The following is a 21636-nucleotide window of genomic DNA, read 5'->3' as shown; positions in this document are numbered from 1 at the left end:
TTCGACGGGTCCCACGCCGGCGGTCAATCAGGCCGAGCTTCGGTAGGGGCGTGAAGGCGTCGGCTGTCAGGGGCCACGCTGGCGCATGACCCGGTCGATGATGGCCTGGGCCGCATCGAAATCGTACTCGTATAGCGCCGCCTGCAGCTGCTCCACCGACGTCGCCAGCCCGGCGGCGATGAGGACGTCACGTGCTACCTCGAGCCGCTCCACAGCCGCAAAGCTCGACGCTGCGATCAGCGCCCGCAGCTCGGTCAGCAGTTCGGTCGACCGCTCGACCGACGCTTCGATCGACGGCTCGGCTGAAGCCAGGCCGGCCCGCTCCGCATCGTCGGAGACCGCCGTGGCAGCGGCTTGCGGCGACGCCCCGGGCAAGCCTGCGATGGCGGCCAGCACCCGTCCGAGGGCCTGCTGCACCTGAGTCCTGGCCGCAGCATCCGGCTGCCTGGCCTTGACCGAGGTCTCCAGCCGGGCACTGGCCGCCTGCAGTTCCCGGGCGCCGAGGGTGCCGGCCACACCCTTGAGACTGTGGATCAGCCGCTGCGCCAAGGTCCAGTCGCCAGCGGCCACGGCATTGTCGTACTGTTCCACGGTGTCGGCCTGGGTCTGCGCCGTCTTGCGCAACAGCTTGACGTAGAGCGCCCGGTTGCCCTGTACCCGGCGTAGGCCCGCAGCGGTGTCGATGCCGTCGAGCCCGGACAAACCGGCTTCGGCCGCAGGCGGCGCTGGCACGACGCCTGATGCCGGTGCCGAAACGGGTGTCGCTGCCGATGCCGACAGCGGCGTGATCGATGTCGCGGGCCTGATCCAGCGCGCCATGGTGCGGAACAGCTCGTTGACGTTGACCGGCTTGGCGATATGGTCGTTCATGCCGGCCTCGAGCACCTTTTCGCGATCACCGACCATGGCGTTGGCGGTCATGGCCAGGATCGGCAGGTGCCTGAAGCGGGCCTGCCGACGCAGGGCGCGCGTGGCCTCGTAGCCGTCCATCACCGGCATTTGACAATCCATCAGCACGCCGTCGAAGGATTCCTTGTCCAGCAGTTCCAGGGCCTCGGCACCATTGCCGGCCACCTCGACCGAGAGGCCGTTGCTGCGCAACAGTTCCAGCGCCAGTTCCTGGTTGATCTCGTTGTCTTCCACCAGCAGTACCTTTGCCCCCCGCAGCCGGGCGAGATCCGCCCGGGCGGCACCTTGCTCGCGGCCCGCGAGAGGTGCGCCGGGCACCGCCCGCCCCAGGGCGCCCAGGATGGCGTCCAGCAGGTCCGAAGGGGTCACCGGCTTGGTCAGGAAGCCGCGGATGCCCACCCCCTCGGCGGCGGCCATCGCCTCCTCGCGCCCATAGGCGGTGACCATGACCAGGGTCGGCGGCTTGCCGAGACCGGCGCCTTGTTCAGCGGCGCCCGGCTCGATGACAGCCTGCTGCCGGGTGGCAGCCTGCTCGATGGCGCGGGCGGTGGCCACACCGTCCTGACCGGGCATGCGCCAGTCCAGCAGCACCAGCTGATAGGGATCCGCGTCCCGCGCCGCCTGCAACAATGCCAGCGCCGCCGGGCCGCTGTCGGCCTGATCCACGCGCAGGCCCAGGCGCATCAGCATGGCGGCCAGGATCTGCCGTGCCGTGTCATTGTCGTCCACCATCAGCACCCGCAGCCCCTGGAGTGCGCCGGCATCGAGAAGCTGCCGCTGCCCGTCGGCCCCGGCGGGCTGCTTCTCCAGCCGTACCCTGAACTGGAAGCAGCTGCCGACGCCCCGCTCGCTCTCCAGCCAGATCCGGCCGCCCATCATCTCGGTGAGGCGCTTGCAGATGATCAGGCCAAGCCCCGTGCCGCCGAACTTGCGCGTGGTGGAGGTATCGGCCTGGGTAAAGGCCTGGAACAGCCGGCCCTGCTCCTCGGCGCTCAGACCAACCCCGGTGTCGCGGACGAAAAAGTGCAGCACGACCTCGCGCTCGGTCTGCTCGGCCACCCTGGCGCCGATGACGATCTCGCCGCTCTCGGTGAACTTGGCCGCATTGTTGCCCAGATTGATCAGGATCTGGCCCAGTCGCAGCGGATCGCCGACGAGTGCCCCGGGCACCTCCTGCGGCAGGTCGAACAGCAGTTCCAGGCCCTTTTGCTCGGCCTGCAGGCCGATCACCGCGGCCAGGTTGTCGAAGATGTCCTCCAGCCGGAACGGCGTCTTCTCGATCTGCAGCTTGCCGGCCTCGATCTTGGAGAAGTCCAGGATGTCGTTGAGGATGCGCAGCAAGGCGTCCGCCGAGCGACGTACCTTGTCGATGTAGCTGCGCTGCCTTGGGTCGAGGTCGGTCTGCAGCGCGAGATGGGTCATGCCGATGATGGCGTTCATCGGCGTTCGGATCTCGTGGCTCATGTTGGCCAGGAATTCCGACTTCGACCGATTGGCCGCCTCGGCCTCGGTCTTGGCGGCCTGCAGGGCCAGCTCCGAGCGCTTGCGCTCGGTGATATCCTCGGCCAGACCGGCGACCTGGCGGATCTCGCCATCCGGGTCGCGAATCGGGAAGCCGCGATCCAGGATCCAGCGCAGGCCGCCGTCCGGGCGCTGGATGCGATACTCCAACTCGTAGGGCTGGTCCTCGGCACGATGCCGGATTTTTGCGCGCAGCGCCGGCAGGTCATCCGGATGGATCGACTCCAGGAAGGCGCCCGGATTCTGTTTCAGCTGCCGCGCGGGGCGCTGCCAGATCTGTTCGTAGGCGGGGCTGACATAGTCGAAGCGGGTGAGCGCCGTGTCGCGCAGCCAGAAACACTCGGCGATGTTATCCGTGATCAGACGCAACTGTTTCTCGCTCTCGCGCAGGGCCCGGCGCAGTCGCGCGGATCGACGGCTCCAAGCGACGGCGACGATGGCCAGCACCAGCAGCGCGGCGGCGGCGATCTGCCAGGCCAGGCGGTAGTCCATCTGCGGCGGCGGTGGCGCCTGCACCCAGCGGCTCTCGATCCGGCGGCGCTCGTGCTCGGGGATGGCCGCCAGGGCCGTGTCGAGGATCGCGGCCAGTTCCGGCCAGTCGTTGCGCACCGCCATGCCGAGCGAGAACCGGTACTCGGTGGTGCCGGCCATGCGCACCTGCACCAGCCCGAGCCCAGCGATGGCATGGCTGGTGGTGACCAGATTGCCGACGAAGGCGGAGGCGCGCCCCTCGGCCACCGCCGTCAGCGCCGCACCCGGGCTCGGCTGGGGCACCAGCTCGATCCGCGGATGATCCCGGCGCAGCCATTCCTCCAGCACATAGCCCTCCACCACCGCCACGGACTGACCGGCCAGGGCGTCGAGATCACCGATAAACGGCGCATCCACGCGGGCGAAGATGGCCAGCGGAAAGTCCAGATAGGGCTCGGTGAAGCGGAACCGCTGCAGGCGCTCGGGCGTGCGCGCCACCGCCGGCATCAGGTCGATGTCGCCGCGATCCAGCCAGCCCAGCGCCTGATCCCAACTGTCGGCCCGAACCGGCTCGAAGCGGACGCCGAGCAGTTGGCCGATGCGCGCAAGATAGTCCGGTGTGATGCCGATGGGCAGGGCATCCTTGTCCATGGCCTCCACCGGCATCCAGTCCGGATCGACGCTGTAGCGGATGACCGGATGCAGCGCCATCCAGGCACGCTGGGCAGCGCTCAGCGCGAGGCGCTCGCCCTCGGGCGGCTCGATCTGCCAGCGCTCCATCAGCGCAGGCAGCTGCGGCGCTACCTCCGCATAGGCCTGCTGCAGGATGCCGTACAACTCGGGCTGATCCTTGAACACCGCGAGCAGGGGATCCGGGAAGCGGGTCTCGATGTAAAGCGGCGTCAGGAACTCGCTGAAGTGCTTGCGCTGATGCCATTTCACATAGGCAAAATTGTCGAAATAGCCGTCAAACTCGCCATCCAGCAGGCGCTGGAAGGCCACTTCGGGCTCGCGCACGAAGGCATATTCGTTGCCGCTGGCCGGAAAGCCGAACTCCTCCGGATCGATACCCTCGTAGAACAGGAGCCGTTTGCCGCGAATGCCGGCCACGTTGTCGGCGGTGAAGGCCTCCGGCCTGGGCGTGAACAGCGCCTGCATCGGTCGCAGTGGGCTTTCGATGCGCAGGAAGGCATCCGGGCTGCGCGACAGGGCCGTGTCGAAGTTGACGTAGCCGAAGACATCGGGCGGTGGGTCGGCCTCGACCATGGCCTTGAACGGCACCGGGATCAACTCGATCTCCAGCCCCGCGCTCGCAGCCATGGCGCGCACCATGTCCGCGACAATCCCTTCGACCCGGCCATTCGCATCGGCGAAGGTGTAAGGGGCGAGGTTGTTGTCGGCCTGCAGCCGGATCCGGGGGTGGCGTTCGCGCCAGGCCTGCTGCGCCGGGGTAAGGTCGAGACCGGACACACTGCCGGCCTGTCCAAACACAAAGCCATCGAGTCGGCTCAGGTCCCCTTCATGGCCGTTGTTCAGCAGGGTCCGCGCCACCAGCTCGATTCGCGTGGTGGACAGGGCGCCCACCGGCTGCATGCGCGGCAGCATCAACTGGCGTGTCTTCTCGGCCTCATAGCGCAGCGCAGCACGGCTTTTGCGCTGCGAGTAGCGCTCCAGGATCAGGTCGATGACCGCATCCGGATGCTCCAGCGCATAGCGCCAGCCGGCGTTGGTCGCCTCGACGAAGGCGCGGGTCCGCTCGGGATGGGCGGCCGCCTCGGACTCGGCGGTGAACAGGTAGACATCGCCCAGACCGGGCAGGTAGGCATCCAGCTCGATCTGCTGGAAGGGGACCGCTCGCTCCTGCAGGATGTACGGCTCGTTGCTGGCGAACGCGGCCATCGCATCGACCTCGCCGAGCTCGAACGGTCCGGTGTCGAAGCTGTGCTGGTGTATCTGCAGGCTCTCGCCGGGTACCAGACCGGTCTCGCGCAGGGCGGCCTGCATCAGCGGGCCTTGCAGGTCCTTGTCGGCAATCATCAACCGCTTGCCGCGCAGGTCATCAACCGTGCGAATGTCCAGGTGAGCAAGCAGCAGCAGGGCCGCCTTCTTGAAGTAGTTGGCCAGCAACACCACCGGCTCGCCGGCCAGGCGCCAGCCGATGACGCTGCCGTTGGTGACGCCATAGGTAGCCCGCCCGGACAGCACCTCGTCACGTACGTCCAGGCCGGGCTGGTACTCGCGCAGTTCCACCTCCAGGCCGCGCGCGCGATAGAACCCCTGATCGATGGCGGCATAGAAGCCGGCGAACTCGAACTGGTGCTTCCAGATCAGCTGTACCGAGACCGGGTGCAGCGGCCCCTGCGCACGGGGGTCCGCTGCCTCACCCCGTGCGTCCTGGCCAGGTACGATCAGCAGGAGAAGGGCCAGCAGTAGACCCGGGAGTACGAATGTTGCGCGCCGCCTCGCTGGCATGTGCGCTGATCTCCGTTGAGATGGCTATGGACAAGCCTAGCAGAAGCCATGACCCAGGAGGTCCAGCAGATCCCGCCAGCGCTGAAGCTGCGTGGCGGTGGGGCGCTCGAGCAGGATCAGCCACCGGTCCGTGCCGGGCCTCGCCTCCAGTTGCCGCTGTACCCAGTGACGGGCGCCGCGCGGATCGTCGTTGAGAGCCCGCGGGCTGCGCAGCACGCCGCCGATGTACCGATGCCCGGCGACGGATGCCGGATCCAACAGGACTCCGGGCCCGTGGTCGTCCTCCGGGTCGGTGACGAATGCCGCCGGCCCCGGGGCCAGGGCCGCAACGGCGCCCGCGGCAGCCTGCAGCCAGGCCTGATCGTCAAGCGGCGCCGGCCGTTGCAGGTAGAAGCGAAACCTCGCATGCACGTCCGTCCGCCAGTCGGCCAGCGTCTGCACCGGCGCGGACATCCAGCGCGCCGCCGGCAGGTAGGCCGCGCTGAAGGCGTTGGCATAGAAGGTCAGCCGCCAGTCCTCCGGCAGGTCGGGCGGAAAGAAGGTCTCCGGCGCGCCCAGCGAACAGCCGTCGGCGGGGGCCACGTCGATCGTGATTGTCATGGGTGCGTGGGATGCTGGCCAGGATGCGGTATCTTACCGCGTCGGATGCTACAGTAGCCGCAAGTCGCCTCAGTACGTGACGGGCGTGAGGGCGATGCTGAATCTATATGCGCATTTCCCGCGCGATTCGGAAACCGCGTTTTCGAAGCGCATGCTGATTGTTGGCCTTGAGATTGGGGTGGCCAATCACTCAGCATCTCCTATAAGCAAACGACTACCAGGGGGAGCGATGCAGGACCCGATGGAACTTGCCAGCGCGGTGCGAGCCATCGTCTTCGACGTCGATGGCGTGCTCACCGACGGCTCACTGTACCTGGGCGACGACGGCCAGGAGTACAAGGCCTTCCACTCCCGCGACGGCCTGGGCATGGTGATGCTGCGCGAGAGCGGCACGCACATCGCCATCATCACGGCCCGCCGCTCGGAGGTTGTGCGCATCCGCATGGAGAGCCTGGGCATCACGTCGGTGTACCAGGGCTGCCGGGAAAAACTGCCCGCCTACGATCAACTGCGCACGTCGCTGGGGCTGGAACACCGGCAGATGGCCTATGTCGGCGACGACGTGGTAGACCTGTCGGTGATGCGCCGGGTTGGCTTCGCCGTGGCCGTGGCGGACGCGCATCCGCTGGTGCTGGAGCACGCCCACTGGCAGACGCCTAGCCCCGGCGGCCGCGGTGCCGCGCGAGAGGTCTGCGAGCTGCTCCTGCGCGCCCAGGGCAAGCTCGACGGCGCATTGTCGGCCTTCCTCTGACGCGGCGGACATGGACGGCTCCACCCATGCCCTATCCGGCCGACGGCCATGGCTCGTCGGCCTGCTGCTGGCAGCGGCAGGACTGGCGGCCTGGTGGTATCGGCAACCAGGACCAGCGCCCGATACCGCAACGGCAACGGCCGGGACGACGCCGGACTATGTGGTCGAGGGGCTGACCGCGGTGACCATGGATGAATTCGGCCGGCCGCAACGGCGCCTGACCACCCCGCGGCTGCGGCATTATGCCGAGGCCGACAGCAGCGAACTGGACACGCCGCAGCTGGTGCTGCTGGAAGAGGGCGCACCGCCCTGGATCGTCCGCTCGGAGCGCGGCCGGGTGCTGGACAACGGCGACGAGGTGGTGCTGCAGGGCGCCGTGCGGGCCGAACGAGCGGCCTTCGGCAGCAACGAGGCCGTCACCCTGACTACCAGCGAGCTGCTCATCCTGCCGGATGTCCACTATGCCGAAAGCGACCAGCCCGTGCGGCTGGAAAGCGGACGCGACTGGATCGACGCCAGCGAGGGCATGCGGCTGTGGTTTGCCGAGCCCATGCGCACGCAGTTGTTCGGTCGCGCCCGCGCGCTGATGCATGTGGCCGAATCCGCCACCACGCCGGCGGACGCCGCCGTACCACCCTGACATTCAGACCAGATGAACGCCCCCATGATGCACATCCTCGCAACGCTCCGTCGTCCACCGCGGCCCGCCGCCAGGCGCCTGACCGGCGCTCTGCTGCTGGCGGCCCTGACCGGCGCCGCACCGCTGGCGGCGCTGGAAGGGGACGACGAGCAGCCGCTGTACATCGAGGCGGATGCCGCCGAGCTCGACGAGAAGCAGTCCATCAGCCTCTACATCGGCAATGTCGAGGTCCGCCAGGGCAGCATGCACATCTACGCCGACGAGGCCCTGGTGCAGCACAAGCCCAATCGCAAGCCGCAGAAGATCATCGCCATCGGCCAGCCGGCCCGCTACCGGCAGCTGTTCGACGACGACCCGGACGAGGTGCACGGCCGCGCGCTGCGCATGGAATACGAGACCGATCGCGACGAGATCACCCTGATCGACGAGGCGGAACTGACCCAAGGCGCCGACCGTTTCGCCAGCGACCGCATCGTCTACAACCGCACCACCGGCCGCGTGGTGGCCGGAACCAGCGCCCAGGGCAGCGAGCGCGTGCGCATCCGCATCGAGCCCGACCAGGAATGACCGCGATGCTGATCGCCGAGGGCCTGGTCAAGTCCTATCGTCGGCGCCGGGTCGTCGACGGGGTGACCCTGGGGGTGGATGCCGGTGACGTGGTGGGTCTGCTGGGCCCGAACGGCGCCGGCAAGACCACCAGCTTCTACATGATCGTTGGCCTGGTCGCCGCCGACGCCGGCCGCATCGCCCTGAACGGCGAGGACATCACGCTGCGGCCGATGCATGCCCGCGCCCGTCGCGGCCTGAGCTATCTGGCGCAGGAGCCGTCGGTGTTCCGCAAGCTGAAGGCGCGGGACAACCTGATGGCGGTGCTGGAGATGCGCCGGGACATCGGCCGCGCCGAGCAGCGGCAACGCTGCGACGAACTGCTGGACGAACTCGGCATTGCCCATGTGGCCGATTCGCTGGCGCTGAGCCTGTCCGGCGGCGAACGCCGCCGGCTGGAGATCGCCAGGGCGCTGGCGGTGGAGCCCCGGGTGATGCTGCTGGACGAGCCCTTCGCCGGCGTCGACCCCATCGCCATCGGCGAGATCAAGGCCATCATCGGCCATCTGCGCGCACGCGGCATCGGCGTGCTGATCACCGATCACAACGTGCGCGAGACCCTGGATATCTGCGACCGCGCATATATCATCAGTGAAGGCCGGGTAATTGCCGACGGCTCGCCATCACACCTGCTGCAGAACACCCGGGTGCGCTCAGTGTACCTGGGCGAGCACTTCCGGCTGTGAAGCTGCGCGGCGCCAACCGCGACATTGCCGGCGATGGTTTCTCCGAGCCCGTTATGGGCTAGAATTTCAGCGGGGCCCCACGCTTGACGCCGTATTCACCATCACGCCTTCGATGAAACAGAGCCTCAACCTTCGTCTCGGTCAGCAGCTGACGATGACGCCGCAACTGCAGCAGGCCATCAAGCTGCTGCAGATGTCGACACTCGACCTGCAACGCGAGATCCAGGAGGCGCTGGAATCCAACCTGATGCTGGAGCAGGCCGAGGAGACGGCGTCGACCAGCGAGCCGGCCGAGGACTGGCGGCCGAGCCACGATGCGGCGGTGGACGACACCCTGCGGCCGGAGCGCACCGACATGCCCGACGAGCTGCCGGTGGACAGCAGCTGGAGCGACACCTTCGATGCCGACGCCGGCGACGGCCGCGCCGCCGAGTCCAGCGCCATGGAGCGCTATCCCGGTGCCACCGGGGGCAACGGCGAGGCCAGCCCGGACATCGACCCCTTCGCCCAGCGGGCGCGCCCGCGCAGCCTGCACGACCACCTGCAATGGCAGCTAAATCTCGCCCGCCTTGGGCTACGCGACCATGTCATCGCCGAGGCGCTGATCGACGCCATCGACGACGACGGCTACCTGCGGATCGACATCGAAGAGGTGCCCGAGGCCCTGGGCGATCCGACGGTGGACGTGGACGAGGTCGCCGCTGTGCTGCACCGCATCCAGACCTTCGAGCCCGCCGGCGTCGGCGCTCGCTCGCTGCAGGAATGCCTGCTGCTGCAGTTGCGCCAGCTGCCGCCGGAGCAGCCCTTCCGCGATCAGGCCATCACCATCTGCGACCGGCACTTCACCACCCTGGCGCGCAACGATCTGGACGAGCTCAGGCGTCACTGCCGCATGACGCCGGAGACGCTCAAGCAGGCGCTGCTGCTGATCCGCTCGCTGCAGCCACGCCCCGGCTCGCTGATCTCGGACATGCAGCCGGAGTACATCGTTCCGGACGTGATGGTGCGCAAGCACAACGGTGAATGGCGGGTGGAGCTGAACCCGGACATCACGCCGCGGCTGCGAGTCAACGACAGCTACGCCAGCCTGATCCGCCGCGCCGACGACGCCCCGGACAACACCTGCCTGAAGACCCATCTGCAGGAGGCCCGCTGGTTCATCAAGAGTCTGGCCAGCCGCAACGACACCGTGCTGCGGGTGGCGCGCAAGATCGTCGAACTGCAGCGCGAGTTCTTCGAACATGGCGAAGAGGCCATGCGACCCCTGGTGTTGCGCGATGTCGCCGAATCCCTGGAGCTGCACGAGTCCACCGTGTCCCGGGTAACGACACAGAAGTACATGCACACCCCGCGCGGCACCCTGGAGTTCAAGTACTTCTTCTCCAGCCATGTCAACACCGCATCCGGCGGCGAGTGTTCGTCCACCGCCATCCGTGCCTTGATCCGCAAGCTGGTTGCCGCAGAGACGCCGAGCAAACCCTTGAGCGACAACAAGATCGCCGGCATTCTCACGGATCGGGGCATCAATGTGGCGCGGCGCACCGTCGCCAAGTACCGCGAGGCAATGGGCATCCCACCCTCGAACGAGCGCAAGCGTCTGGCCTGAGCCGACGGCCTGTCGGCGCAGCACCAGACGCCTGCAAACACTGGAGTGACACTATGCAAATCAATCTGACCGGCCATCATGTCGATATCACAGAGGCGTTGAAGGGCTACGTCGACACCAAGTTCGATCGCCTGGCCCGGCATTTCGACCATGTGATCAACGTGCATGTCATCCTCAGCGTGGAAAAGCTGCGTCAGAAGGCAGAGGCGACCATCCACATCAACGGCGCCAAGGTATTTGCCGATGCGGTGCATGAGGACATGTACGCCGCCATCGATGGACTGATCGACAAGCTCGATCGCCAGGTCATCAAGTACAAGGAGAAGCGACAGAATCATCGCGGCGCCGGACAGAAGGCCGCCGCCGAGGCACAGCTGGCGGAAGGCGCCGACGCAGAGGCCGCCCTTGCGGCCGGGGCACTGGCCGAGGGGCAGCCGTCCTGAGCTCGAGGCGCCTGTGTACTCAGCGACCGTCGGTTGTTGGCCACAACCGGCGCAGACCGATGTCTCGGTTAGCAAAGGCCTTTTTGTAGAATAGGAAGCAGCTGGCCCGGCAATGGCCGCCGCCCTGTCCGTGCCGGAGTCGGCCCCGCCCGACTCCGGCATTTCAATTTTGCGGAACGCGCCGCCGCGCGCACTGTCCATATCCGGCGCATGCCAAGCGGACCCACGCCGGTCTATCGTTATCAAGACGCAACTCACTCGGGAGCCCTGGTCGATGTTTCCCCCCAACCTGATTACCGAGGCCCGGATCCGCTGCGGCAGCGAGATCATCAGCAAGAAACGCCTGCTGGAGTCGCTGGGCGAACTGCTGTCCGCGGCGATTCCGGAACTGACCCCGGAGACGGTGTTCGAGCGACTGCTGGAACGCGAGCGCCTCGGCAGCACCGGCCTCGGCCACGGCGTTGCCCTGCCCCATGCGCGCGTGCGGGAGGTGGTGACGCCGGTGGGCGCGTTCATCCAGCTGCAGCAGCCGGTGGAGTTCGATGCCATCGACGACCGCCCGGTGGACCTGGCATTCGCGCTGCTGGTACCCGAGGCCGCCGACGAGCGACATCTGCAACTGCTGTCCGGGCTCGCGGCGCGCTTTGACCAGCCCGCGGTGCGCGAGCAGCTGCGCGCCTGTACCAGCGACACCCAGGTGCTGCGCATCCTGATGGAGTGATGCGCGACCGCCCCTGTGCCGACCGGTTCCAGCCGAAGCCCCCAAGCCCCGGATCACCTGCCATGGACCTTATCATCGTCAGCGGACTGTCCGGCGCCGGCAAGAGCGTGGCGCTGCACACCCTCGAAGACATCGGCTACTACTGCATCGACAACCTGCCCCTGTTCCTGCTGCGGGAACTGGCCCTGGGCCTGAAGCGCAGCAGCGGTGGCCCGCCCGGAGACTCCATCGGCACCGCGGTGGGCATCGACGCCCGCACGCAGCCCGAACACCTGGCGGATCTGCCGGGGCTGATGGCAGAGCTGCAACAGCACGACATCCGCTGCCGGGTGCTGTTCCTGACCGCCGATGGCGAAACCCTGATGCAGCGTTTCAGCGAGACCCGCCGCAAGCATCCGCTCACGCGCGACGACCGCTCGCTGGAGGAGGCCATCCGCGACGAGCGCGACCTGCTCGCGCCCCTGCGCGACGTGGCGGAATCACGCATCGACACCACCCACACCAACGTGCACGAGCTGCGCGACCTGGTACGCGAGCGGCTCAGCAACGCCCGCAGCGCACGCGCCTCGGTGCTGCTGCAGTCGTTCGGCTTCAAGCACGGCGTGCCCGAGGGCGTGGACTTCGTCTTCGACGTGCGTTGTCTGCCCAACCCCCATTGGCAGGCCGCGCTGCGCCCGCTGACCGGGCGGGACGAGCCGGTCATCGCCTTTCTCGACAAGTCCGCCGAGACCGCGCAGATGCGCGCCGACCTGAGCGGCTTCCTCGACCGCTGGATCCCCCGCTTCGAGACCGACGGCCGCAGCTACCTGACCATCGCCATCGGCTGCACCGGGGGACAGCATCGCTCCGTCTACATGGTGGAGTCCCTGAGGCAACATCTGGCCGAAGGCGGCCATCGGGTGCTCGTGCGCCATCGCGAACTGGCCTGACCTCACCGACCTGCGCCGCCGCGGAACATTTGCCGGCCTTGGCTATACTTGCCCCATGATTCGCAAAGAACTCGAGATCATCAACCGCCTGGGCCTGCATGCGCGCGCCGCGGCCAAGTTCGTCACCTGTGCCACCGGCTTCGGCAGCGTGGTCCAGGTTGAGCGTGCGGGCCGCCGGGTGAACGGCAAGAGCATCATGGGCCTGATGATGCTGGCGGCGGCCTGCGGCACCCGCATCCTGGTGGAGATCGAGGGCGATGACGAAGCCGATGCCATGCAAGCGCTGGAGGCGCTGGTGGCGGACCGCTTCGGAGAGGGGGAGTGACCACCGCCTTCCACGGCATCGGCATCGGCGGTGACCACCCCATCGCCATCGGCGCCGCCTACGTGCTGGCGTGCGATCCGGTGCTGGCCGCGGAGACCATCGCCCGGGACCAGATCGACGCCGAGCTGGGCCGTCTCGACCAGGCCCTGGGCCGCACCCGCCGGCACCTGGAGCAGGTGCGGGCGCAGATCCCGGACGCTACGCCGTTGCACATCGCCGAGGTCATCGATGCGCATCTGCTGATGCTCACGGATTCGGCGCTGATCGAGTCGGTGCGTGCACTGATCCGCGAGCAGAAGATCAACGCCGCCTGGGCGCTGCAGTTGCAGCGCGATGCGCTGGTCGAGGTGTTCGAGCGCATGGACGATGTCTACCTGCGCGCCCGGCGCGACGACATCGACCACGTGGTGCGCCAGTTGCAGGTGTTCCTGGCTGGCCGGCCGCCGGCGGAGGGACTGGCAAGCGCGGATCTGTCGGGCCGCATCCTGGTGGCCGAGGACCTGGGCCCGGCGGACCTGATCCTGCTGGGTCGGCGCGGCGTTGCCGCCTTCGTCACCGAGCACGGCGGCGTCATGTCGCACACCGCCATCCTGGCGCGCAGCCTGGGCATCCCCGCGGTGCTCGGGCTGCGCAACGCCACCCGCTACCTGCGCCATGGCGAGGAGCTGCTGCTCAACGCCGAACTCGGCAGCGTGCTGACCGGCGCGGACGACGCCATCCGCGCGCACTATGCCCGACGGCTGGCCGTCGCCGATGCCCGCCGGCACGCGTTGCAGCAACTGGCCGACAAGCCGTCGGTGACCCGCGACGGCGTCCCGGTGATCCTGCTGGCCAACCTGGAACTGCCCGGCGATGTGACCGCCAGCCGGCGGCAGGGCGCGGTCGGCGTCGGCCTGTTCCGCACCGAGTTTCTGTACATGAACCGCGACCAGCCGCCGGACGAGGAAGCGCACCTGGCGGCCTACCTGGAACTGGTGCGCGGCCTCGATGGCATCCCGCTGACCATCCGTACCCTGGACCTCGGCGCCGACAAGCCGCTGCCTTGCCTGGGAGACGCCCTGCCCAGGCACGCCAATCCGGCCCTGGGACTGCGCGCGATCCGGCTCTGCCTGCAGGAGCCGTCCCTGTTCGTGCCCCAGTTGCGGGCCATTCTGCGGGCCTCGGCAGACGGGCCCGTGCGGCTCATGCTGCCGATGATCACCAGCCTGACCGAGGTGGACAAGGTGCTGCAGCTGATCGCCGAGACGCGGCGGGCACTGCGTCGCGACGGACTGGCCTTCGACCCGCTGATGCCGGTGGGCGGCATGATCGAGGTGCCGGCCGCGGCGCTCATCGCTGGCGCCCTGGCCCGCCGGCTGGACTTCCTGTCCATCGGCACCAACGACCTGATCCAGTACACCCTGGCGATCGACCGGGGTGACGATGCCGTCGGCCATCTCTACGAGCCGTTGCACCCGGCGGTGCTGCGTCTGATCAGGTACACCGCCGAGGCCGGCGCACGCGCCCGCACCCAGGTCGGCATGTGCGGCGAGATGGCCGGTGACCCCGACTGCACGCCCTTGCTGCTGGGGCTGGGGCTGCGTGAACTCAGCATGCAGCCTGGCGCCTTGCTGGCCGTGAAGGAACGGGTGCGTAGTTGCGACATCGCCGCGCTGACACCCAGCGTCGATGCCCTGATGGACCGCCTGGACGAACTCGAGCCACCCGCGCTGGCGGATGCGCTCGAGTCGCTGGCAGGGTAACCGCTGTTAGCCGCTCAGTTGCTCAGCGGCAGATCGGCGTAGTAGGCCGCGAGGTCGTCGATCTCGGTGGGCGTCAGCCGGTAGGCGAAGGCGCGCATGGTCTTTTTGCCGTCATTGGCCCGGACCCCGTCGTGGTAGTGGTGCATGGTACGCACGAAGTACAGCGGGTTTTGACCAGCCAGTTCCGGGGCCTCGCGCCGGCCGCCCTGACCGGAGTCGCCGTGGCAACTGGCGCAGGGCGTGATCAGGCGCCTGGGATCACCCTTGCGCACCAGCACCTCCGCCGGCAGGTCGCTGGCGGCCAGCGCCACCTCCGGGCGTGGCGTGACGGCGTCCTCCGGGGCCGGCAGGGTGGCGTAGAAGGCCGCCAGATCGGTGATCTCCTGCTCCGAGACCAGCACCGCCACATGGTGCATCAGTCGCCCGCGCAGGCCCTCCAGGCGCAGCCCCGACTGGTAATCCAGCATCATCTTCACGGTGTAGTCCGCCTTCTGGCCGGCCAGGTGCGGCCAGTTCATCGACGGTGACACGCCCGCGTTGCCATGGCAGGAGGCGCAGAACAGACTTTGGTTGAGTTCCTTGCCGCGCTCGGCATCGCCCGCCGGCATGGCCGCCAGGGTCTCGCGCAGGGTGGCCGCGGTCCAGTTTTCCGGCGCCGGCTCACCGATCCCGCCATGGCCGGCGGCCAGGGTCGAGGTACCGCTGCCCAGGCCCGCCAGGAGCAGGGCGGCGCAGAGGCTGGTTTTCACAGTGGGCTTGATCATCATCGGGTCTCCGGTCACGCGAAGCAGTCCTCGGTAAAGGTGCGCAGCCAGCTCTGCTGGTAGCGCGCCGCCAGGCGGATCTGCATCGGCGATGCATCCAGCGGCAGGTAACGGCCGGCCTGATTGACCCGCGTGATCCGGCCGTCGATCAGCCGGAAGACATCGGCGACGAACAAGCCGTAGTCAGTCCCCGCCAAGGCATAGCAGGTGTTCTCCCAGATCGGCTCCGGACTCGGACGACCGGCCAGCTCCTCGACAATGGCGCGGGCCACGGTCTTGGCCTGGGTGTTGGCGGCAAAGCCGGACTTGGGCATGGCGTCGGCGATGCAGGCGTCGCCGATGACATGCACGTCCGGCTGCAGCGTGGAGGCGAAGTCACGCCGACCCACCGGGCACCAGCCGCTCTCATCCGCCAGCCCCAGGTCCATGGCGATCATGCCGGCCTTCATCGGCGGGATGATGTTGATCACGTCCGCCTCGACCATGCCGGCCTCGGTCTCCACCCGATTGCCGGCAACGTCCACACCGAGGATGCGGCCGCCATCCTGGCCGCGCACCCAGCTCAGCATGCTGGGCCGGCTGTGCTCGAGCACCTCCACCTTCGACTCCAGCCGCTCGCGGTAATCCGCCGGGATGTTGAACTTGTACAGCCGGTTCCAGCCCAGCAGCATGGTCTCGTCGGTGACGAACTTGTCCTTGGGATCCAGCAGGATGACCTTGGCCCTGGGGTTGTGCCGGCCGAACCACTCCACCATCAGCGCCGCCCGCTCGTAGGGCCCGGGCGGGCAGCGGTAGGGATTCGGCGGCGCGCCGATGACGAAGGTGCCGCCGTCGCGCATACCCCGCAGCTGGCGGGCCAGCAGCGCTGTCTGCGGACCGGGGATCCAGGCCGCCGGCAGGCTCTGGTGGGCCACGGCGGCGTTCAGGCCCTCGTAACTGTCATACATCAGCTGGATGCCCGGCGACACGATCAGGCGGTCGTAGCCGATGGACTGGCCGCCGGCGGTGCGCAGGACCCGCGCCTGCGGATCGAAGCCGACCACGTTGTCGATGACGAACTCGACGCCGTAGTTGTTCTTCAGCGTGTCGTAGCTGACCTCCAGGTCCTGCATGGTGACGTGCTCGTTCAGCACCTCGCTGGAGCCGTAGGGCCGCAGATAGACCGGATTGCGCTCCACCACGGTGACGCGCAGCCCGGGGTCGAAAAGTTTCAGGTACTTGGCCGCGGTGCAGCCGCCGACGCCGCCGCCGACAACGACGATATGCGCGCTGCCGACGCTGGCGCTGGGCCGCGCCCAGGCCGGCAGCGCGGCCAGCGAGGCCAGGCCGAGGGAGGCCGCGAGAAAGCGGCGACGTTCAGGATTGGTCAGATTCATTGTTTCACTCCTAGCGCCACCCGGGGCGGCACCGACGGCTGGATGGCCGCGAAGAATTCACCCATGGCGCGGATCTCGGCGTCCGAGAAGCCGCTGGCCACGAAGCCCATCAGGGTGGCCGGACGCGCACCGTTGCGGAACTCCAGCATGCTGCTCACGAACTGCTCCAGCGGCATGCCCGCCAGGGGCACGAAGTACTCGTCCCCCAGCACGCCGTTGGTGCCGTGACAGGCCGCGCAGGTGTTGGCCATGTCCGCGCCCGAGGGGTCCGTTGGCAGCGCCGCGACCGGCGCCGGCTGCGCGGTCGGTGCAGGTTCCGGTTCCGATGCCGAAGCCGAGACCGGCTCCGATGCCGACGCCAATTCCGATGCCGGTTCCGATACCGACAGGGGCATGGCGGCGTAGAACGCGCCCATGGCGCGGATCTCGTCATCCGAGAAGCCGCTGGCCACGAAGCCCATCAGGGTGGCCGGACGTGCACCGTTGCGGAACTCCAGCATGCTGCTCACGAACTGCTCCAGCGGCATGCCCGCCAGGGGCACGAAGTACTCGTCCCCCAGCGCGCCGTTGGTGCCGTGACAGGCCGCGCAGGTGTTGGCCATGTCCGCGCCGCTCGGTGCGCTGGGCAAGGCCTCGTCAGCTGCCTGGGCCGTGCCGGCCAGCGCGGCCAGGCACAGCCCCAGGGTTGTCGATACTTGCTTGATGATGTTCCTCATCGTCAGCTCGCCCAGACGTAGAAACCGATGGCGAAGTAGGCCAGGATCCAGAGTCCCAGCAGGCCGATGGACAGGTTGCCCATCCACGACAGTGCCGGGCTCGGGCTGTAGCGGCCCGTGGTCTGACCCGCCTGCCAGGCCACCGTGAGCATGTACACCAGGGTCACGCCGCCGAGCACGGCGAAGGTCAGCAGGAACAGCAGCAGGCTGTACCAGTCCATGTGCACGGTGTAGTCCAGGGCGTCGTAGCCATGGCTGCCCACCAGGGTGACGTAGCGCAGCACCTCGCGCACCGCGCAGACCACGATCAGGGCCACCGCGCCGACGCCGAAGGTGGCGTAGCCCCAGTAGCCGCGGTCGATGCGCGCGCCGAGCAGCAGCGGGAAGGCGACCGTGACCAGCAGCGCGGCCAGCGCCAGCACGGACCAGGGCGACAGCGCGAACCAGGCCATCTTCTCCGGCAGGGTCAGCATCCAGAGCACGCCCAGGATCACGGAAACAACGCCGCCCAGGGTCAGCAGGCGCATGGCCAGCGGCTTGAGCCAGGCGATGTAGTCCGCGTCGGCATCCGGCCGGGCCTGCTGATAACGACGATAGCCCAGCAGCCAGGCCCCGGTCACCGGCAGCGACAGCGCGATGAAGAAGGCGAACCGCAGCGGGTGGGAGTAATGCAGCTGCCGCCCGGTGGGCTCGATGTTGCCGTCCGGCGCATACCAGGCCATCCATTGCTCGGGAAACAGCATCTGGTTGGTGAGCGCATGCACGATGTAGCCCACCAGCAACAGCAGGGCCAGCGAGAGCACCATCCAGTGCCCGGAACGCCCGCCCTCGGACGCCAGGTGGTGATTCTTCCAGTAGAAGGCGTAAAGCGCGATGTAGCCGACGATGAGGATCAGGATGAAGCCGATCACCCACCAGCCCGAGAGCACGTTCGACGTGTACCAGAAGGGGTCATAGACCACCTGCACGAACAGCAGTGGCGCCACGCCGATGACGATGGCCACAGAGACGGCGATCTTAGAGGTGGTCAGCATGTGCGCTGCCAGCCGGCGCCAGTGGCTGCTCTGGCTGTAGGCACCGCGCAGGGTCAGGGCACCGGTGCCCAGCATGACCTGGACCGCCGCCAGATGCAGCGCCAGGGTCAGGGCGCCGAGGATCAGGAACAGCCAGGGTTGGGTGGGGACCCCAGCAGGGTCGCGCAAGGCATAGAGGATTTCCGGGCTCATGGGTTCATCTCCCGCGGGGCGACTGGACTGGAGACCAGAGCGGCCAGGGGCTGCCCCGAGGTCTCGACGGATGGGGCTTCACCGGCCGTATCGCTGCCGGCAGCGGAGTCGGCACCGGCATTGGCCTCGACACCGCTACGCACCAGAGCCGTCGGCGCCATCGGCTCGGTCGCATCCACCGTCGCGCCGGTGTCGGTTACCGGCAGGGTCAGGGTGCTGATGAAGCTCGCCAGCGCGAAGGCCTCGTCATCGGTGAAGGGGATCTGCGGCATGTACAGCGTGTTGCCGGAGGCCAGGCCGGCATGCAGATAGTCGACGATGGCGTCGATGTCGCTGTCGGCGGTGAAATAGTCCTGCAGCGGCCGCATGCCGGTGGGCGTCAGGGAATGGCAGTTGGAGCACGCGGCCAGCGCCAACGCATGGCCCGCCTCCACCGCATTGTCCGGGGTCACCTCACGCAGGTGCTCCGGCAGGAACACCATGGTGCGCAGGAAGCCGTGCTCCTCCAGCAGCGGGATCTCGGACTCGATGCCGCGGCCCGGCACGTCGCGCCCGATGACCTGATTGGAGTAGACATACTGGCCGGCCACCCAGGGCTTGCGGATGGACTCGCGGGTGACCTCGCCGGGCCACAGGCCGAACACCAGCACCACCAGGGTCATGGCCACCGCGCCCGTTGCCACCAGCGCGCGCGGCTGCAGCAGCGTCATGATGAAGTAGGCGGCCACGGCCACCAGCATGCCGATGACGCCGATGGGGAACCACTCCGGCATCCGGTTGCTCATGATCAACGTCGCCGTCTCCGGCAAGGTCGCCATATACCAGCGGAAGAACAGCACGCCGAGGATGGCGGAGCCGATGCCCAGCCAGGCCAGCTTGCGGGCCACATCGCGCTTGAACTGGGCGTCCTTGAATCCGGCGGCGACAATGCCCCCGACCACGGCGGTCATGGTGAACATGAAGGCCGTGCGCATGGCCAGCTGGGCGAAGGTGTTGGCGCCGAAGAAGCCGTTGAGCACGCCGGTGTCGGTGAACCAGTCGGCCTTGCCCGGCCACATCATGAACGACAGGATGCCGACAATGACCAGCATGGTGGTGTAGGAAGTCAGGCCGAAGATGATGGACAGCCGCAGATGCGTCTGGCGATCCACCCGGCTGGCCAGATAGACCAGCATGTAGACGCCGATGACCTCGATGACGAAGAAGACCCACTCGGTGGCCCACATCCATACAAAGTTGTGGATCAGCGCCGAGATGCCGCGCGGGCTACCCACCGTGGTGGAGTACCAGATGCCGGGGCCGGTGATGGAACCGAGCACATAGCTGAAGACCAGCAGGAAGAGGCCGTACCGGCGGATGAATTCCAGCAGGTCCGGTCGGTCGTTGCGGTGGGCGTAGCTGGCCAGGAAGGCGAAGAAGATGGCCGCGCCAACGGCGGTGTGGGAGAACAGGACATGGACCGTGGCAATGATGCCGATGATCCAGCCACTGCCCACGCCCGGCTCGAACCAGGTGGGATAGAGACCTATGAATTCCATCGTTTAGCCTATTGTTGACTGCGTCGATTTGGCACCGTTCCCGAAAGGACGGCATCTCGGTCAGGGTTTACAGCAATAGGAATGCCAATTCCTGCCCAACCGGCTCGCTGTTTGCAATCAGACAACTGGCGTTTCAACCGAAGCCAGGCCCTTGGCGGAACTGTCATCGGTGACAGACTTGCCGCCACCTCTCTGCCATTGATGGCAGTCATTGGCAGTGTCGACGGCATTGACGGATACTGCCTGGGTTGCAGCCGAGGAGCCTGTCATGCCCATCGACGACCGCCTGCTGTCCGAGCTCGCCGCGCAGATCGATCAACTGCCGGAGCCGCACATCGTGCTGGGGCGGGATTACCGCGTGCTGGCCGCCAATGCCGGCTACCGGCGGCGCTGCGGGAGCGGCACCTCGCTGATTGGCAGGCACTGCTACGACGTCTCCCATCGCTACCACGTGCCCTGCGACCTCGCCGGCGAATCCTGCCCCCTTGCGGCGAGCCTGAAGTCGCGGCAGCGCGAGCGGGTGCTGCACCTGCACCACACCCCCCACGGCGAGAAATACGTCAACATCGAACTGACGCCGGTGATGGACGACCGCGGCGAGATCGTCGCCTTCCTGGAAAAGATGGAGCGCCTGCGCGGCGCCTGGGACGAGACCGGCCGCCGTGCGCTGATCGGTCGTGCGCCGGCGTTCCGGCGCATGCTTGAGCTGGTGGCCCGGGTGGCCCCTGCCGAGGCCAGCGTGCTGCTGCTGGGGGAGTCCGGCACCGGCAAGGAACTGGTCGCACAGGCGGTGCACGAGGCCAGCCACCGGGCGGACGGACCCTTCGTCGCCGTCGACTGCTCGGGTCTCACCGAGACCCTGTTCGAGAGCGAACTGTTCGGCCATGAGCGCGGCGCCTTCACCGGCGCCATCGCGCGCAAGACCGGCTTGGTGGAGTCCGCCGCCGGCGGCACGCTGTTCCTGGACGAGGTGGGCGACATCCCGCTGGGCATCCAGGTCAAGCTGCTGCGGCTGCTGGAGACCGGCGCCTATCGGCGGGTCGGCGCCAGCGAGCCGCGCCATGCGGACATCCGGCTCATCTCCGCCACCCATCGCCCCCTGGAGGCCATGGTGCAGGCGGGCCAGTTTCGCCAGGACCTCTACTACCGCATCAACACCTTTCCCATCCCCATGCCGCCACTGCGCGACCGCCTGGAAGACCTGCCGCTGCTCAGCGCCGACCTGCTCGCGCGCGTCGCCCCCGACCGCGGCCTACGGCTCACCGCCGACGCGCTGGACCTGTTAGGCCACTATGCCTTTCCCGGCAACGTGCGCGAGCTGCGCAACCTGCTGGAGCGCGCCAGCCTGATGTGCGACGGCACGCAGATCGAGCCGCGGCACTTCGCCATCGAGCTCGGCGATGCCGCCCGCCCCGACACCGAAATCAGCACCGACGCAAGCGCCTTCGACATGGCGCGGCTGCAACGCGACTTCCTGCGGCGTGCCCTGGAGCAGCACAAGGGCAACCGCCGCGAACTGGCGTCCAGGCTCGGCATCAGCGAGCGCACCCTCTATCGCCGTTTGCGCACCCTGACGACCGATTGAGGCCCCCGC

At 67.9% G+C, this 21636-nt stretch carries 18 protein-coding genes; 11 read left to right on the top strand and 7 right to left on the bottom strand.

Going from position 1 to position 21636, the window contains the following annotated elements:
* Positions 1-66: 66 nt before the first annotated feature.
* Entirely contained in the window at positions 67-5373 is a 5307-nt protein-coding gene (locus F2Q65_RS06670; protein WP_150091678.1) for a response regulator, read from the bottom strand.
* Positions 5374-5409: 36 nt separating this feature from the next.
* Positions 5410-5973, bottom strand: coding sequence for a hypothetical protein (locus tag F2Q65_RS06665; protein ID WP_150091676.1), 564 nt, complete (start codon positions 5971-5973; stop codon positions 5410-5412).
* Positions 5974-6202: 229 nt separating this feature from the next.
* Here F2Q65_RS06665 and F2Q65_RS06660 point away from each other — a divergent pair, with 229 nt between their 5' ends.
* From F2Q65_RS06660 to ptsP, 10 genes are all read left to right on the top strand, one after another.
* Positions 6203-6724: a KdsC family phosphatase gene (locus tag F2Q65_RS06660; RefSeq protein ID WP_150091674.1), complete on the top strand. Its 522-nt coding sequence runs from the start codon at positions 6203-6205 to the stop codon at positions 6722-6724.
* A gap of 10 nt (positions 6725-6734) precedes the next feature.
* Positions 6735-7364 carry an LPS export ABC transporter periplasmic protein LptC gene (lptC, locus tag F2Q65_RS06655; protein WP_150091672.1) on the top strand — a complete coding sequence of 210 codons (630 nt, stop codon included), beginning with the start codon at positions 6735-6737 and terminating at the stop codon, positions 7362-7364.
* 24 nt (positions 7365-7388) lie between these two features.
* Positions 7389-7931: a lipopolysaccharide transport periplasmic protein LptA gene (gene lptA / locus F2Q65_RS06650; protein WP_246156026.1), complete on the top strand. Its 543-nt coding sequence runs from the start codon at positions 7389-7391 to the stop codon at positions 7929-7931.
* Complete coding sequence (gene lptB, locus F2Q65_RS06645; protein WP_150091670.1) at positions 7928-8656, top strand: LPS export ABC transporter ATP-binding protein; 729 nt, start codon at positions 7928-7930, stop codon at positions 8654-8656. Before lptA ends, lptB begins: the two co-directional genes overlap by 4 nt.
* 112 nt (positions 8657-8768) lie before the next feature.
* A complete protein-coding gene (locus tag F2Q65_RS06640) occupies positions 8769-10262 on the top strand; it encodes an RNA polymerase factor sigma-54 (protein ID WP_150091668.1) in 1494 nt (497 codons plus the stop codon).
* A 53-nt stretch (positions 10263-10315) separates the two neighbouring features.
* On the top strand, positions 10316-10705 hold the full coding sequence (hpf, locus tag F2Q65_RS06635; protein WP_150091666.1) for a ribosome hibernation-promoting factor, HPF/YfiA family: 390 nt from the start codon (positions 10316-10318) through the stop codon (positions 10703-10705).
* A 274-nt stretch (positions 10706-10979) separates the two neighbouring features.
* Positions 10980-11426, top strand: coding sequence for a PTS IIA-like nitrogen regulatory protein PtsN (gene ptsN / locus F2Q65_RS06630; protein WP_150091664.1), 447 nt, complete (start codon positions 10980-10982; stop codon positions 11424-11426).
* 62 nt (positions 11427-11488) lie between these two features.
* Complete coding sequence (gene rapZ / locus F2Q65_RS06625; RefSeq protein WP_150091662.1) at positions 11489-12355, top strand: RNase adapter RapZ; 867 nt, start codon at positions 11489-11491, stop codon at positions 12353-12355.
* A gap of 55 nt (positions 12356-12410) precedes the next feature.
* Positions 12411-12680, top strand: coding sequence for an HPr family phosphocarrier protein (locus F2Q65_RS06620; RefSeq protein ID WP_150091660.1), 270 nt, complete (start codon positions 12411-12413; stop codon positions 12678-12680).
* Entirely contained in the window at positions 12677-14422 is a 1746-nt protein-coding gene (gene ptsP, locus F2Q65_RS06615) for a phosphoenolpyruvate--protein phosphotransferase (protein ID WP_150091658.1), read from the top strand. Before F2Q65_RS06620 ends, ptsP begins: the two co-directional genes overlap by 4 nt.
* A 14-nt stretch (positions 14423-14436) precedes the next feature.
* Here the strand turns inward: ptsP and F2Q65_RS06610 are convergent, their stop codons facing one another.
* Genes F2Q65_RS06610 through F2Q65_RS06590 form a run of 5 tightly spaced genes read right to left on the bottom strand, consistent with a single transcriptional unit; the run spans position 14437 to position 20042 of the window.
* On the bottom strand, positions 14437-15186 hold the full coding sequence (locus F2Q65_RS06610; RefSeq protein ID WP_150091656.1) for a c-type cytochrome: 750 nt from the start codon (positions 15184-15186) through the stop codon (positions 14437-14439).
* 14 nt (positions 15187-15200) lie between these two features.
* The gene (locus tag F2Q65_RS06605; RefSeq protein ID WP_150091654.1) at positions 15201-16562 is read right to left on the bottom strand and encodes an NAD(P)/FAD-dependent oxidoreductase; all 1362 of its coding nucleotides are present in this window, start codon (positions 16560-16562) and stop codon (positions 15201-15203) included.
* Positions 16559-17278, bottom strand: a complete 720-nt coding sequence (locus tag F2Q65_RS19625; RefSeq protein ID WP_211353972.1) for a hypothetical protein — start codon at positions 17276-17278, stop codon at positions 16559-16561. Before F2Q65_RS19625 ends, F2Q65_RS06605 begins: the two co-directional genes overlap by 4 nt.
* A 2-nt stretch (positions 17279-17280) precedes the next feature.
* Positions 17281-18504: a hypothetical protein gene (locus F2Q65_RS06595; protein WP_150091652.1), complete on the bottom strand. Its 1224-nt coding sequence runs from the start codon at positions 18502-18504 to the stop codon at positions 17281-17283.
* Positions 18501-20042 carry a cytochrome c family protein gene (locus F2Q65_RS06590; protein WP_211353971.1) on the bottom strand — a complete coding sequence of 514 codons (1542 nt, stop codon included), beginning with the start codon at positions 20040-20042 and terminating at the stop codon, positions 18501-18503. Before F2Q65_RS06590 ends, F2Q65_RS06595 begins: the two co-directional genes overlap by 4 nt.
* A gap of 268 nt (positions 20043-20310) precedes the next feature.
* Between F2Q65_RS06590 and F2Q65_RS06585 the strand changes: the two genes are divergently transcribed.
* Positions 20311-21627, top strand: coding sequence for a sigma-54 interaction domain-containing protein (locus F2Q65_RS06585; protein ID WP_150091650.1), 1317 nt, complete (start codon positions 20311-20313; stop codon positions 21625-21627).
* Positions 21628-21636 lie beyond the last annotated feature (9 nt).

It is taken from the genome of Thiohalocapsa marina, assembly GCF_008632335.1.
Taxonomy (GTDB): Bacteria; Pseudomonadota; Gammaproteobacteria; order Chromatiales; family Chromatiaceae; genus Thiohalocapsa; species Thiohalocapsa marina.
This window is presented reverse-complemented; position numbering and strand designations above follow the sequence as displayed.

Coding starts and splice junctions, on each gene's coding strand:
- rapZ (WP_150091662.1), top strand. CDS start 11,489: ATGGACCTTATCATCGTCAGCGGACTGTCCGGCGCCGGCAAGAGCGTG.
- hpf (WP_150091666.1), top strand. CDS start 10,316: ATGCAAATCAATCTGACCGGCCATCATGTCGATATCACAGAGGCGTTG.
- F2Q65_RS06620 (WP_150091660.1), top strand. CDS start 12,411: ATGATTCGCAAAGAACTCGAGATCATCAACCGCCTGGGCCTGCATGCG.
- F2Q65_RS06605 (WP_150091654.1), bottom strand. CDS start 16,562: ATGAATCTGACCAATCCTGAACGTCGCCGCTTTCTCGCGGCCTCCCTC.
- F2Q65_RS06665 (WP_150091676.1), bottom strand. CDS start 5,973: ATGACAATCACGATCGACGTGGCCCCCGCCGACGGCTGTTCGCTGGGC.
- F2Q65_RS06660 (WP_150091674.1), top strand. CDS start 6,203: ATGCAGGACCCGATGGAACTTGCCAGCGCGGTGCGAGCCATCGTCTTC.
- lptB (WP_150091670.1), top strand. CDS start 7,928: ATGACCGCGATGCTGATCGCCGAGGGCCTGGTCAAGTCCTATCGTCGG.
- F2Q65_RS06670 (WP_150091678.1), bottom strand. CDS start 5,373: ATGCCAGCGAGGCGGCGCGCAACATTCGTACTCCCGGGTCTACTGCTG.
- lptA (WP_246156026.1), top strand. CDS start 7,389: ATGATGCACATCCTCGCAACGCTCCGTCGTCCACCGCGGCCCGCCGCC.
- F2Q65_RS06640 (WP_150091668.1), top strand. CDS start 8,769: ATGAAACAGAGCCTCAACCTTCGTCTCGGTCAGCAGCTGACGATGACG.
- F2Q65_RS19625 (WP_211353972.1), bottom strand. CDS start 17,278: ATGAGGAACATCATCAAGCAAGTATCGACAACCCTGGGGCTGTGCCTG.
- F2Q65_RS06590 (WP_211353971.1), bottom strand. CDS start 20,042: ATGGAATTCATAGGTCTCTATCCCACCTGGTTCGAGCCGGGCGTGGGC.
- ptsN (WP_150091664.1), top strand. CDS start 10,980: ATGTTTCCCCCCAACCTGATTACCGAGGCCCGGATCCGCTGCGGCAGC.
- F2Q65_RS06585 (WP_150091650.1), top strand. CDS start 20,311: ATGCCCATCGACGACCGCCTGCTGTCCGAGCTCGCCGCGCAGATCGAT.
- F2Q65_RS06595 (WP_150091652.1), bottom strand. CDS start 18,504: ATGAGCCCGGAAATCCTCTATGCCTTGCGCGACCCTGCTGGGGTCCCC.
- F2Q65_RS06610 (WP_150091656.1), bottom strand. CDS start 15,186: ATGATCAAGCCCACTGTGAAAACCAGCCTCTGCGCCGCCCTGCTCCTG.
- lptC (WP_150091672.1), top strand. CDS start 6,735: ATGGACGGCTCCACCCATGCCCTATCCGGCCGACGGCCATGGCTCGTC.